The 14,072-nt window shown below is 47.6% G+C and carries 13 protein-coding genes; 8 read left to right on the top strand and 5 right to left on the bottom strand.

Annotated elements, in window-relative coordinates; genetic code table 11:
• The first annotated feature begins 70 nt into the window (after window positions 1-70).
• From ABN764_RS02045 to mtnB, 8 genes are all read left to right on the top strand, one after another.
• Window positions 71-574: a hypothetical protein gene (locus ABN764_RS02045; protein WP_021254632.1), complete on the top strand. Its 504-nt coding sequence runs from the start codon at window positions 71-73 to the stop codon at window positions 572-574.
• 139 nt (window positions 575-713) lie between these two features.
• A complete protein-coding gene (locus ABN764_RS02040; RefSeq protein ID WP_174807715.1) occupies window positions 714-1,907 on the top strand; it encodes a pyridoxal phosphate-dependent aminotransferase in 1,194 nt (397 codons plus the stop codon).
• A 635-nt stretch (window positions 1,908-2,542) separates the two neighbouring features.
• Window positions 2,543-3,652: a glutamate 5-kinase gene (proB, locus tag ABN764_RS02035; protein WP_446670897.1), complete on the top strand. Its 1,110-nt coding sequence runs from the start codon at window positions 2,543-2,545 to the stop codon at window positions 3,650-3,652.
• 15 nt (window positions 3,653-3,667) lie between these two features.
• The gene (locus ABN764_RS02030) at window positions 3,668-4,915 is read left to right on the top strand and encodes a glutamate-5-semialdehyde dehydrogenase (RefSeq protein WP_446670759.1); all 1,248 of its coding nucleotides are present in this window, start codon (window positions 3,668-3,670) and stop codon (window positions 4,913-4,915) included.
• A gap of 61 nt (window positions 4,916-4,976) precedes the next feature.
• A complete protein-coding gene (gene proC, locus ABN764_RS02025) occupies window positions 4,977-5,849 on the top strand; it encodes a pyrroline-5-carboxylate reductase (protein WP_446670758.1) in 873 nt (290 codons plus the stop codon).
• Entirely contained in the window at window positions 5,846-7,075 is a 1,230-nt protein-coding gene (locus ABN764_RS02020) for a 2,3-diketo-5-methylthiopentyl-1-phosphate enolase (RefSeq protein ID WP_446670757.1), read from the top strand. The genes proC and ABN764_RS02020 overlap by 4 nt, the downstream gene beginning before the upstream one ends.
• Window positions 7,072-7,755 carry a 2-hydroxy-3-keto-5-methylthiopentenyl-1-phosphate phosphatase gene (locus ABN764_RS02015; protein ID WP_174807711.1) on the top strand — a complete coding sequence of 228 codons (684 nt, stop codon included), beginning with the start codon at window positions 7,072-7,074 and terminating at the stop codon, window positions 7,753-7,755. Before ABN764_RS02020 ends, ABN764_RS02015 begins: the two co-directional genes overlap by 4 nt.
• 44 nt (window positions 7,756-7,799) lie before the next feature.
• Window positions 7,800-8,444, top strand: coding sequence for a methylthioribulose 1-phosphate dehydratase (gene mtnB, locus ABN764_RS02010; protein ID WP_174807710.1), 645 nt, complete (start codon window positions 7,800-7,802; stop codon window positions 8,442-8,444).
• Between the two features lie 87 nt (window positions 8,445-8,531).
• Here mtnB and ABN764_RS02005 read toward each other — a convergent pair whose 3' ends face one another.
• From ABN764_RS02005 to ABN764_RS01985, 5 genes are all read right to left on the bottom strand, one after another.
• On the bottom strand, window positions 8,532-9,443 hold the full coding sequence (locus ABN764_RS02005) for an O-fucosyltransferase family protein (RefSeq protein WP_268623350.1): 912 nt from the start codon (window positions 9,441-9,443) through the stop codon (window positions 8,532-8,534).
• Between the two features lie 353 nt (window positions 9,444-9,796).
• Window positions 9,797-10,477, bottom strand: coding sequence for a DnaD domain-containing protein (locus ABN764_RS02000; RefSeq protein ID WP_072727994.1), 681 nt, complete (start codon window positions 10,475-10,477; stop codon window positions 9,797-9,799).
• 185 nt (window positions 10,478-10,662) lie between these two features.
• Window positions 10,663-11,958: an asparagine--tRNA ligase gene (gene asnS / locus ABN764_RS01995; RefSeq protein ID WP_174807708.1), complete on the bottom strand. Its 1,296-nt coding sequence runs from the start codon at window positions 11,956-11,958 to the stop codon at window positions 10,663-10,665.
• A 26-nt stretch (window positions 11,959-11,984) separates the two neighbouring features.
• On the bottom strand, window positions 11,985-13,190 hold the full coding sequence (locus ABN764_RS01990) for an acetate kinase (protein WP_072727991.1): 1,206 nt from the start codon (window positions 13,188-13,190) through the stop codon (window positions 11,985-11,987).
• Window positions 13,187-14,059: a 3-hydroxyacyl-CoA dehydrogenase family protein gene (locus ABN764_RS01985; protein ID WP_021254644.1), complete on the bottom strand. Its 873-nt coding sequence runs from the start codon at window positions 14,057-14,059 to the stop codon at window positions 13,187-13,189. Before ABN764_RS01985 ends, ABN764_RS01990 begins: the two co-directional genes overlap by 4 nt.
• Window positions 14,060-14,072 lie beyond the last annotated feature (13 nt).

Below are 14,072 nucleotides of genomic sequence, written 5' to 3'. Positions count from 1 at the left end.
GGAAGCAAGCGGAATCAAAAATAAACAACGAATAATCACCCACCGCGGTCTCGAAAGGATGAAAAGTAGCATGCGCAATCGTTGTATGGTCAAATGGGTCGTAGCTATTGCTCTCTTACTTGTATGCAGCACAAGTACACTGATGACAAATTCAGTATCCGCATGGGCACCGAGTGAAGGCAGCGATTCGGCTGCAAGTCCTCCGATCCAACTGTTCGATATTAAGGCACAACGGATTGTGAAGACGTTCCCTAACAGCAAGGAGTTCCAAGCAGTCGCTGCTTCTTGGCTCAAGTCGATAACCGGACTGTCCCCTCAGCTCACGATTGGGCATCAATGTGGATATATCGTACGTATCCCATTAACATCAGTGGCTGATGTGGTTCTTCCAAGAGAGACGGTGCAGATAAAAGACGTATTTCTTATCTATTGCCCAGATAAAGATCCGCTGCTGCTCGTATTCTCGAAGGAACGCAAGCCCTATTTGCTGCGAATAAATTTAGATGTCAAACCATTTATGCAGCAGCTATTGACAACAGAACCGACAGGAAAGGCTGAAAAATCGAGCGGATAAGTTGTATTTAAAGAAAAACCATATGTAAGTTACGGAAATCGATGAAAAAAAAAGGGTATACACTTCAGTGGAAACATGCTAAATTATCGTTATTATTTTGATAACCGATAACGAATCCGGTTGCTGGAGTGGATAAGACATGTTAGAAGAAACATACCGTTCTATCTCGATCAAGCCGGCCGCACGCATGAACCGGCTTCCGAAGCAATTCTTTGCCCAGCTTGTGCAGCGGACGAACGCTCGCATCGCTGACGGTCATGATGTCATCAATCTTGGTCAGGGCAATCCTGACTTGCCAACTGCTCCTCATATTGTGACTGCGCTGCAGGAAGCAGCAACTGACCCAATCAATCATAAATATCCTCCATTCAGTGGACATCGCTACTTGAAGGAAGCGATAGCCAAGAGATATAAAGAAGACTATAATGTGGATCTCGATCCCGATACAGAAGTAGCCGTATTGTTCGGAGGCAAGACGGGACTCGTTGAAATCAGTCAAATTCTGCTTAACGCAGGCGACGTCTGCCTCGTTCCAGATCCAGGCTATCCTGATTATTGGTCTGGCGTTGCCCTTGCTGGTGCTGACATGGTCATGATGCCATTGTTAGAAGAAAATCAATTCCTTCCTGATTATGAACGGATTAAGAAGCAGCAGCTAGAACGGGCTAAGCTGATGTTCCTGAACTATCCGAACAATCCAACGGCAGCGACTGCAAGTTCTGATTTCTATGCGGACACCGTGCAATTTGCAGCGAAGCATGATATCGTCGTTGCCAGTGATTTCGCATATGGATCGATTGGATTTGACGGAAAACGGCCTGTGAGCTTCTTACAGACGCCTGGTGCGAAGGAAGTCGGTATCGAATTCTACACGATGTCCAAGACTTACAACATGGCCGGGTGGCGAGTTGCATTTGCTGTAGGTAATAAAGAGCTTATCCGCCTAATCAATCTGATGCAGGATCACATGTATGTTAGCCTGTTCGGTGCTGTTCAGGCTGCCGCTGCCGCCGCATTGACCGGTTCGCAGCAACCAGTTCATGAACTGTGTGCGACATATGAACAGCGCAGGAATGTATTCTTCAAGGAGCTTCATCGCATTGGCTGGGAGGCCGTTCCATCAGCAGGATCCTTCTTCGCTTGGCTCCCAGTTCCTAAAAATTACAACTCTGCCCAATTCGCAGATTTACTACTGGAGCGTGCCGATGTTGTCACCGCGCCAGGCATCGGATTTGGCGAGCATGGAGAGGGCTACGTCCGGGTCGGACTGCTCGCGCCAGAGGAGCGATTATGCGAAGCTGCCGAGCGAATTGGAAGACTATCGCTATTCTAAGCTAGATCAGTGCAATGATGCTGTCTCGGTTTATAATCGGGCTTATCAACAATTTCATTGTGTTTCTAACTAAAGGAATCTTCTGTCACCTGCCTTTATACAGGATTCGCCTTCTTTACTCCATTGGAATCACATGGTATTCTATTCGTAATACACTCATTGCTCTCATGGAGCAGCGGGTGCCAGAGTGAATACCCTTATCGTGATGACAGGACCAGTACGTAATGAAGGTCGCGTTCAGAGAGCGGAATGCCATAGGCTGCAAGCATCCGCCGCAGAGCCATTACAGAACCTATCCTTGAGCGGTCAGCATAAGCGTTACGCGTGAAGCTGAACGGCTGCCTCCGTTATAGGCGATCAAGTGGGATGGTTTCTGCATGATCATGAATCTGCGATCAACGCAGTTCAGGTATATGCTCTAGGAACCCTCAATGAAGGTGGTACCGCGGAAGTGTGACTTTCGTCCTTTAGAGGACGAGGGTCTTTTTTTATACCCATAATCCGTTTTCGCGACATCACTGTTCGGCATTCCTTTGATCCATTCACATCATCGTATTACAATCTGGCACCGGCAAATCGTGAGATGTATGATACTTATACTCATGAGAGTCAAAGAATCAGGAAGTGAATGAATGATGGAACAGTGTCAACGAATTGTAGTGAAAATTGGAAGCAGCTCGCTTACCTCTGAGCATGGCGGCTTAAATCGAGAACATATTGAATTCTACGTATGCGAGCTCGTCTCTCTTATGGAACGTGGTGCACATGTCGTGCTCGTCACCTCAGGTGCCGTTGCAGCCGGATTTCGACATATTGGATATATGACTCGTCCGAAGCTTCTCCACGAGAAGCAGGCTGCTGCTGCAGTCGGTCAGGCGCTGCTAATGCAGGCCTACCAAGAACAATTCCAGAAGTACAGCATTCCTTCAGCACAGCTGCTGTTAACTCGGCCAGACTTCGCCAATCGCAAGCGCGGCCATAATGCCCAGATGACAATGGAGGAACTGCTGAAGCAGCGTGTCGTCCCTATCATTAATGAGAATGACACCGTATCCGTTGAGGAACTCAAGTTTGGTGATAACGATACGCTCTCAGCACTGGTTGCGAATCTTGTTCATGCTGATAGGCTAGTGATTATTACGGATACGGACGGGTTGTATACGGCAGATCCCCGTTCCAATCCGAATGCGAAGCGGTTCGACAGAGTCGAGGAAATTAACGAGGAAATCTACGCATATGCTGGAGGAGCCGGCTCATCTGTCGGTACGGGCGGCATGCGTTCGAAGCTAGATGCAGCACGTATCGCCATGCGGGGTGGTGTGCCTGCCTTTGTTGGCCGAGTCAATGAGCCAGGTGATTTGCTCCTTGCTGTGGACGGTATTGGCAAGGGTACCTATTTCGATACTCACCTGCACGCATTGCCGATGAAGAAGCAATGGCTTGGCTTCCACTCTACCCCACATGGACAAATTATTGTCGATGAAGGCGCTGAACGGGCATTGATATCACGAGGATCAAGTCTGCTGCCTGCTGGTATTCGAGGAGTCGAAGGCGACTTCCACCCTGGAGATGTGGTTGAGGTGTCTGGTGAGGACGGACGTGTGATTGGCAGAGGCATCGTCAATTACGAAGCCGATCAATTAAAGATTGCAGCGGGCTGGTCTACGGATGAGGTTCTCAATCGCATCGAGGTTCCGCGCATTGAAGTGATACATCGAGATGAATGGGTCACACTACGATCATAGAGGGAGGCATGTACGATGAGTGAAGTACTTTCCAAGGCTACATTAGCGAAAGAAGCAGCCGCAGTCATGAACCGACTGACAACCGATCAGAAGAATGAAGCATTATTGAGAATGGCGGATCTGCTTGTCCAACATGCAGATTCGATTATTGAAGCAAACGCAAAAGATCTAGAACGAGGGAAGCAGCAGGGAACATCAGATTCTCTATTGGATCGCCTTGCACTAAATGAGACAAGAATTGAAGATATGGCAGAAGGGTTGCGCCAGATCGCCGAGCTAACAGATCCTGTTGGAGATGTTCTTGAGAAAATTGACCGTCCCAACGGCTTGCATATTGAGAAAATCCGCGTGCCACTAGGTGTAATTGGCATGATCTATGAAGCGCGTCCGAATGTCACCGTGGATGCGGCTGGCCTGTGTCTTAAGACAGGCAATGCGGTCGTACTGCGCGGAGGCTCTTCTGCGCTGGAATCTAACAAGCGCATTGTCGCTGTGCTACATGAAGCGCTGAAGCTCACTTCTGTTCCGGTTGAAGCCTTGCAGCTAATCGAAGACGCGGATCGTGCTTCTGTTGACGAGATGTTGAAATGTAACGGCATGCTGGATGTCGTTATTCCGCGCGGTGGCGCATCGCTCATTCAGAATGTCGTTCAAAATGCAACTGTACCCGTTATCGAGACCGGGGCAGGAATTTGTCACACCTATATTGACCAGTCCGCTGATCCGGAGATGGCCGAAGCAATTGCATTCAACGCGAAAGTGCAGCGCCCTTCCGTATGCAACTCTATGGAGACTCTGCTCGTACATGAGCAGTTTGCCGAGCGCCATCTGACAGGATTGCTTGAAGGATTTGACACACATCGTGTTGAACTGCGCGGCTGCGAGCGAACAATCGCCTATGCGCCATGGGCTAAGAAAGCATCCGAACAGGATTATGCAACAGAATATAACGACTATGTACTGAACGTGCGCGTCATTGACTCGCTTGATGAAGCACTTGAGCATATCGCTCGCTATGGCACGAAGCACTCCGAATGTATCGTGACCGAGAACAAAGACCGTGCCAGCCGTTTCTTAAGGGAAGTTGATGCTGCTGCTGTCTACCATAATGCATCAACGCGGTTCACAGATGGGTTTGAATTCGGATTTGGTGCTGAGATCGGCATTAGCACACAGAAACTACACGCAAGAGGTCCAATGGGCCTACCTGCCCTAACGTCCACGAAGTATCGGATATATGGCAAAGGTCAAATTCGCGAGTAACATCGCACGCCAGTGCTATTTTCCATTTAAGTGTTGGCAAGAAGGGAGAGGAATGGACATCATGAATGAAATAAAAACACAAGAGAAGGACACATTCCGGTCTCTTCACTTTAGTATTTTCGGTGCAGGATCAATTGCCGAAGCGATTGTGAGAGGAGTACTTGCGAAGCAGCTGACTGAGCCTTCGCAAATCTCCATGATCAATCGCAGCAATAACGAACGGCTTCTGCAGTTGAAGCGGAAGTATGGCGTCACGATAGAGCTCTCATCAGAAGGCAAACAGCAGCTCTTGCAGGAAGCAGATGTCATTGTATTGTGCATGAAGCCGAAGGATGCCGCAGGAGCACTTCATGAGTTGAAGCCGCTTCTCCGTTCCGGAACGCTTATCATTTCTGTGATTGCTGGTCTATCGCTTCATGTCATTGAGCATATTCTTGGTCCAGTTGCCGCTGTTCGCACCATGCCGAACACATCGAGCACGATTGGTCTCGGTGCGACTGCAATCTGCTGTTCGGATGCGGTCAATGACACACAGCGCGCCATCGCGATGGCGATGTTCGAAGCAGTCGGCATCGCAGTTGAAGTTGAAGAGCAGCACATGAATATCGTGACCGGATTATCTGGCAGCGGCCCTGCTTATTTGTACTACGTCATGGAAGCGATGATACAAGCAGCTGTAGATGGAGGACTTACAAAAGAGGATGCGCGGGATTTAACTGTCCAGACTGTTCTAGGTGCGGCTGAAATGGTACGGCTAACACAGGAAGAACCTGCTGAGCTGCGCCGCAAGGTGACCTCCCCTGGCGGCACGACACAAGCTGCAATAGACGTCATGAATACCCATCATGTAGGCAGAACCATCGTTTCTGCTGTGCACCGCGCTGCAGAACGATCTCAGGAAATGGAACACCAAATTGGGAGGGAAATCGAATGAAAGATCACTGCGTCGCCACCTATCGGCTGTTCGATGATCGTGCAGACTTTCATAAGAAGGCCGAAGGAATTGCCGTTGGATTGACGGTCGGGAGCTGGACCGAGCTCCCTGAGGCGAGAAAGGCCGAGATGTCGAAGCATCTCGGCAAGGTAATCTCGATTGAGGAACATCCATCAGATGTCCTTGGGGAACGCTACGCGGATATTGCAATTGCTTATCCGGACATTAACTTTAGCCCTGACATTCCTGCCCTGCTCGTTACGGCCTTCGGCAAGCTGTCCATGGATGGTCGGATTAAACTTCTGGATATTGATTTTTCCGATGCATTTACAGCTTCATTTCAAGGACCTAAGTATGGAATCGATGGAGTTCGCGAACTGCTAGGCGTCCATGACCGCCCACTGTTAATGAGCATTTTCAAGTCTGTCATCGGTCATGATCTAGCAGCTTTGAAGGAGCAGTTCTACCAGCAAGCACTTGGCGGAGTTGATTTGATCAAGGATGACGAGATTTTATTTGAAAATCCCCTCACACCGATCGACATGCGTGTCCGCGCATGTATGGAAGCTGCCGCTCGTGCCGAACAAGTGACAGGCAAGAAATTGTTATATGCCGTAAACTTGACAGGGTCTACATTCTCTCTTCGTGATCAAGCACTCCGTGCAATCGAAGCTGGAGCCAATGCCCTGCTCTTCAACGTATTAAGCTACGGGTACGACGTCCTGCATGGATTGAGCCAAGATCCTGATATTACAGTTCCAATCGCCGCTCATCCTGCACTTGCCGGTGCCTACTACCCAGCGAGGGAGCATGGAATTGCCGCCCCACTTCTACTTGGTAAACTCATGCGATTAGCTGGTGCTGATCTCGTTCTCTTCCCTTCCCCATATGGTTCGGTCACAATGCCGAAGGAAGAGACACAAGGGATCCGCCACGCTCTGACCAGTGTAAATGATTCATTTGGAGCGATACATAAGAGAAGCTTCCCTGTGCCATCCGCAGGTATACATCCTGGCTTGGTTCCGCTCATTCTTCAAGATTTCGGCAACGATGTTGTCGTCAATGCAGGAGGCGGTATTCACGGCCATCCAATGGGAACAGCTGCAGGCGGACACGCATTTGTCGATGCCATTGATGCCGTCTTGAAGGGTGACACCTTAGAAGCAAGAGCCGCAATATCTGAACCATTGGCTGCCGCAATTGAATTGTGGGGTGTGAAGAATTGAGCGCCGAGAAGAAGCTCCGAGTTGTCTTCTGTGATTTCGACGGAACGATAACTGAAAATGATAACATCGTGTCGATTATTAGACATTTCGAACCGCCTGGATGGGACAAAATCGTGCAGGACGTCATCCATGAACGCAAGTCGATTCGTCAAGGGGTCGGTGAAATGTTCGCCCTGCTCCCTTCTTCATTGCAAGAAGAGGTTATTCAATACGCCGTAACACAGGCACGTATTCGCCCTGGTTTCGAGCAATTTGTTCAGTTCTGCCAAGCGGAAGGGATCGAATTATATATTACAAGCGGCGGCATCGATTTCTTCGTGTATCCGCTGCTGAAGCCTTATCAAATATCTATCGATCACATCTATTGCAATGGCAGTGACTTTCGTGGTGATAAGATTCAGATTACATGGCCGCATTATTGTCAGCCGCCATGTACAAATGATTGCGGGATGTGCAAAACAACTATCGTGCGCCGCTTCCCTAAGGATCAGTATGAGCGTATTGTCATTGGCGACAGCGTCACTGATTTTACTGCAGCCAAGCTAGCTGATTTCGTGTTTGCCAGAGCGCAATTAATCGAACGATGCGATGAGCTTCAGCTCTCATATGCGCCGTTCCAGACGTTTTATGATATTATTGAACATTTGAGTCATTCCAATACACATATAACGCATCCGTAGATCGGATGATGAAGTGGATGAAGTGAAGGGAGCCAACCTATAGAATGAATACACACACGCTCACTTTAGAGCAGAAGCAGCGAGCACTTACCGAGCTGCGCATAATCAAAGAGCAATTTGCCAGCCGCCACTGGTTCCCAGGAACAAGCGGTAACCTCTCCGTTCGTGTTGGTGACATCCAGGAAGAACACTTCCAATTTGCCATCACAGCCAGCGGCAAAGACAAATCGGTTCATACTCCCGAAGATTTCCTGTTCGTCGATGAGAATGGCCGTGCAACGGAAGCCACTCATCTCAAGCCTAGTGCCGAGACCTTAATTCATTGTGAAATCTATCGACTCACTGGATGTGGTGCCATCTTCCACGTACATACGGTATTCAACACGATCGTATCTGATTTATATGGAGATCGTGGTGCTGTACCCGTCGAAGGCGTGGAATTAATTAAAGCGTTTAATATTTGGGAGGAAGACGCAAAAATTCACATCCCTGTTGTACCTAACTACGCTGATATCCCCCGTATCGTACCCTGTGTTACAGCGTCTCTTGACCCCCGTATTCCGGGTATTCTGCTGCGGAAGCACGGTATATATGCTTGGGGTGCCAATGCCTTTGAGGCCAAACGTCATTTGGAGGCATTCGAATTTTTGTTCGAATATGTATACCGCAAACAAGCACTTCATCAATAAATTCTAGCTATTGTTCCATAAAACTGATAAGGCCCTCAGTCACAATAGACAGAGGGCTTTATAATTCATGTGTAGGAATGACATCATTTATACGCAAGGAAACCACATATCCCAATAAGGTTGATACGTTGGAAATAAATCCAGCGTATCTGGTTGATAACCACGATAATGACGCATGTAGCCCGCTAAATAAGAAAAGGATGAGGAATGTGGTCCAATAAAATAAGGAGCATGAATACATACAAGCCAATCGACCAGCGCTTGTTCCTCTAGACATAAGGAATCAAATTTCTGCTTCAGTTTTGGGCTTCCTTCTAACACTATTTTTTTATTATAAATCATAATATCCCCGTTTTTTTCCTGTATCCCTTTTGCTATCGCTGCATACTCTTCATCCAATAAACCGGATGCTAAATATATGGCTGATACCTTTTGCTTAGCCTCCATACAAGCATAAATACAGTGAAGCTGACTTTCCGCATAATGTTCTAGACCCATACTTTTTATATCGGAAATTAGCAATAAATCTTTTTCAATTCTTAGATGAGCCGCTATCCACTGATGCTTCTCGGACATGGAAGCGATAATGAAATTAGATAATTCTACGATGTGCTTAGCGAAAGGAAAGGCATTGGCAATGAACAATCCGCTATTTTTATTTTCGATTGCTGACATCTGCCGGATCGGATACCTTTTACAGATAACCGCTTGATTACGTACTTCTGCTTGTACTTCTTCAGCGCGTTTCACATCAATCTGTCGACTTGACAGTAATTGCCGCAACGCATGTACATCAACGAAGCAATCGATTGCTATGCTTCGAAAATACGGAGTAACATTAAAATCAACCGAGGTTCTCGTTTGAACATTTTGTAAAAGGATTCCTGCAGGAGAGCCCTCGCTCGCATGATATAACGCTTCACCAACAGCACGAAAAACGGACATTAACTGATTGCAAAGTCCTTCTGATCCTTCTGCACTATTTTGAAAATAAATCATGCGTTGTTCCTCCATAGCGATCTAACAAAACTCATATATAAGCTGAATGAGAGCTCCAGATTGAATATATCGTCGTTTCGAATAACTAAAGGAAAGTCAACAAATAAAGGTAAAGATCCAGATAAGAACAATATATGTAGAGGCTATATCAAATGAGAAGTAAAAGGCGGAGATTTTTTAAACATTTCCATATCAAGGTCAATATCAAGCTATCAGTGTTCGTCCATTGATACATGATCGTAGAGCCAGAACCGAATAAGATTATTATCTGAGATTGCCGCCGAAACACCATTACAGCCTCTCTGCAGCAACCTCAAAATTATTTCCCATGCAAACTTATAGGAGCTCATACCTCATCTTCCACTGGAACGGAATTTCTGTGTATAAGCCTTCGCATCTTCAATCGAACGAACGCGGTTGCGGCTCCATTCCAGCAGGATGCGATCCACATAGCGGAAGTGCACCTTGCCTGCAAAGACGGCTTCCTTCAACGCCAATAAGATCAGTTCCTCTGGATAGTGATCCTGATCAATCCACCCAGCTATCGTCTCACATTCCATTGGTGAAAGAGGACGACCGAATTCCTTCTCGAATATATTGAACAGATTCGGCTGATCCGAATCCGTTAAGGCAGATGATTGTCTGAGTCGCTGACGTTCCGTTCGTATCTCTTCCGTCACGATCACAGCCATTTTCTCCCATAATCCAGTCAGATTATAACGCTCATATTGAATATCCGTAGCCGCATCGATCTCCTCATCAATGCTGATAAAGCCATCTTTCAACAGGCGCTGAAGTGATTTGATCACAAGTTCTGGAGCTGTTCCCATTCGTTCCTGCAGCTCATCAATCGTCGGAAAGTCCTTCATTTCCTGCTGCTTAAAGCCTATAAGCTGAATGAGCAGCATAGCCTCCGTATCGTTCAGCTTCAACTGTCGATAACAGCGCAGCAGATGGTACGGCACACTGATGCTGCCTGATTGCATGCCTAGCGCCATCCCTTTAGCAAAGGTGCGAAAAGCGTCTCCACTCATACAATAAATCCCCTCTCCGCTTCACTACCCCTCTATTGTCTCATACGAACGGCTATTTGATAAGCACTAAATTGGCAACGTTTTCAAACAGTAGAAATAGGGCTTTGTCACTAGTGAAAAAAACGCCCCGCATCGCTGTTGCGATACGGGACGATCTTCATAAACTGTAAATCCAAGCAATATGCTTATGGGTACAAGCGATACAGCAAGCGAGGGAACGGAATTGTCTCACGGACATGATCCAACCCACAGATCCAAGCTACTGTACGTTCCAACCCGAGTCCAAATCCGGAATGTGGAACTGTACCGTATTTGCGCAAGTCCATATACCATTGGTACGCTTCTGGAGACAGTTCATGCTCCTTGAAGCGCTCTTCCATTAAGGCAGGATCATCAATACGCTGAGATCCACCAATGATCTCTCCGTAACCTTCTGGAGCAATCATATCCGCACACAGAACAACTTCTGGACGGTTCGGATCCGGTTTCATGTAGAACGCCTTGATGTTCGTTGGATAATGCGTGATGAATACAGGCGTCTCATATTTCTCAGCGATTGCCGTTTCATGCGGTGCACCGAAGTCCTCACCCCAAGGAATATCGTATCCTTGCTCTTGCAAGAATTTGATTGCTTCATCATACGTAATGCGTGGGAATGGCGCTACACATTTCTCCAGCTTGGAAGTGTCGCGGCCAAGCGTATCCAGCTCTGGACGGCAGTTCTTCAGCACAGATTGTACGATATGCGATACGAATTGCTCCTGTACCTTCAGGTTCTGTTCATGATCGACGAACGCCATTTCCGGCTCGATCATCCAGAACTCGATCAGGTGACGGCGCGTCTTCGACTTCTCAGCACGGAACGTCGGTCCGAACGAGTATACCTTACCTAGTGCCATAGCAGCAGCTTCCATGTACAACTGACCACTCTGTGTCAAGAATGCATCTTCTTCGAAGTATTTGGTATGGAACAACTCTGTCGTCCCTTCACAAGAAGAAGGCGTCAGGATCGGAGGATCCACCAGTGTGAAGCCCTTTTCATCGAAGAATTGCTGTACCGCGCGAATGATTTCTCCACGGATCGTCAAGATGGCATGCTGCTTCGGTGCACGCAGCCACAAATGACGGTGATCCATCAAGAAATCAACACCGTGTTCCTTCGGTGTAATTGGATAATTCTCTGTAATCTGAATGATTTCCACATTCGTTACAGTCATTTCAAAACCGGACTTGGAACGTGGCTCTTCACGAACTGTCCCGGTTACATACAAGGAACTTTCTTGTGTTAAGCTCTTCGCCGCTTCCCAGACTTCCTCCGGCACTTCACTTTTCACTACAACACCCTGGATAAATCCAGTACCGTCACGCAGCTGCAGGAATTGAATCTTGCCACTGGAACGCTTGTTGTGCAGCCAGCACCCCATGCGGACTTCTTCGCCCACATGACGGCTAACTTCGCGGATGACACAAGTCGTCGTCATCGATCGCTCTCTCCCTTACGCATTAATTATTTCGATTCTTGTACAAGGCGGTAAGTATCCCGTGCAATCATAAGCTCCTCGTTCGTAGGAACGACAAGAACTTGAACCTTGGAATTCGGTGTCGAAATGAGACGCGGTTCTTTCGAACGAATCTTATTCAGCTCCGGATCAATTTCAACGCCCAAGAACGTCAGCTTCTCGCATGTTGCTTCACGGATTACGATGGAGTTCTCACCCACACCTGCCGTAAATACGATCACATCTACGCCGTCCATCGCTGCAGCATATGAACCGATGTACTTGCGCAGGCGATATACATACATTTCGAATGCCAAAGTAGCATTTGGTTCGCCCTCAGCCATTGCATCCGTAATTTCACGCATGTCGCTGGACAAGCCAGAGATTGCAAGCAAGCCGCTATGCTTGTTCAACATGGAGTTGACTTCGTTGACCGTCAAGTCTTCCTTCATCATTGTGAATGGTACGACAGCTGGATCCAAGTCACCACTGCGCGTACCCATCATCAAGCCTTCAAGCGGAGTCATCCCCATCGAAGTATCGATCGATTTGCCGCCTTCAACCGCTGTCAAGCTGCCGCCATTACCGATATGGCAAGTAATGATCTTCAAGTCTTCGAGCGGGCGTCCAACAACTTCAGCCGCACGCTGGCTTACATAGTTGTGGGAAGTCCCGTGGAAGCCGTAGCGACGAACTTTGTGCTTCTTATAGAGCACCTTCGGGATCGCGTACATGTATGCCTTCTTAGGCATCGTTTGATGGAAAGCAGTATCGAATACAACTGCTTGCGGTACGTCCGGCAAGTTCGTTTCTACTGCCTTAATTCCCATCATGTGAGCAGGGTTATGCAGTGGAGCCAAATCGAACAGACGACGGATTTCCGCTTTGACTTCGGAGTCAACCAATACGGAATTGCTGAACGATTCACCGCCGTGAACGACACGGTGTCCAACAGCTTCAATCTCATTGATCGTCTTAACTACGCCAACCTTAGCATCTGTCAGCTTGTCCAATACTTTACGAATCGCAATCGTATGGTCAAGAATTTCGCTTACTTCTGTAATTTCATCCGTGTGATGCGGTTCGTGAATGAGAATGGAGGAGTCCATTCCGATACGTTCTACACGGCCTGCCGCCAGTACCGATTCGTCCTGCATATCATACAGCTGATATTTAAGTGAGGAGCTGCCTGCATTGATTACGAGTATTTTCATAGTCTATCCCCATCCTTATCATACTTGAAAAATCCGACGCCCGATTTCACGCCGAGGTGGCCTGCGCGCACCATTTTTTTCAACAATACGGACGGACGATATTTAATATCGCCGAACTCGCGGAACATGCGCTCCAACGCTGCAAGTATGGAATCCAAGCCGAAACGGTCAGCCATTTCAAGCGGCCCGTATTGGAAATTATATCCGATTCTCATCGCACTGTCGATATCTTCTGCAGAAGCGACGCCTTCTTGCAATTCATGCAATGCCTCATTGATGAGAAGGCAGATCATGCGTGAAGTCACAAAGCCTGGCGACTCATATACCATGATGCCTTTCTTTTGCACAACTTCTTCAACGAAACGTTTTGTTTCATTGAAAGTAGTGTCAGAAGTTTTCAACCCGCGGATAATTTCCACGAGATCGACTTTGGAGACCGGATGAATAAAGTGCATGCCAATAACACGCTCAGGATACTTCGTTGAGCTTGCCATTTCTGTCAAGGACAGTGTTGATGTGTTGCTCGCCAAGATAATGCTGCTTGGACATACGCGATCCAGTTCAGCGAAGACCAATTTCTTCGCTTCCAGATCTTCAGATATTGTTTCAATTACCATATCGCATGCACTTAGTTCCGCCAGATGCGTCACTTTATGTATGCGCGAAAGAATTAATTTTTTTTCGGCCTGTGTGATTGCCCATTTTTCAAGCTGCTTATCCAGGCTCGTTTCAATCATTTCATACGCGTGGTCCAGCTTCTCCGGCGATTGCTCCACCAACAGCACGTCCAAGCCTTTGACAGCAAGCATTTCTGCAATGCCTTGGCCCATTGTACCGCCGCCGATGACGCCGATCTTTTTGAAAAACATGGTTTCTTCCACC

This window comes from Paenibacillus wuxiensis, from assembly GCF_040195695.1.
Classification (GTDB): domain Bacteria; phylum Bacillota; class Bacilli; order Paenibacillales; family Paenibacillaceae; genus Paenibacillus_B; species Paenibacillus_B suaedae.
The sequence above is the reverse complement of the archived record's forward strand: the minus strand, read 5'-3'. Positions and strand labels throughout refer to the sequence as shown.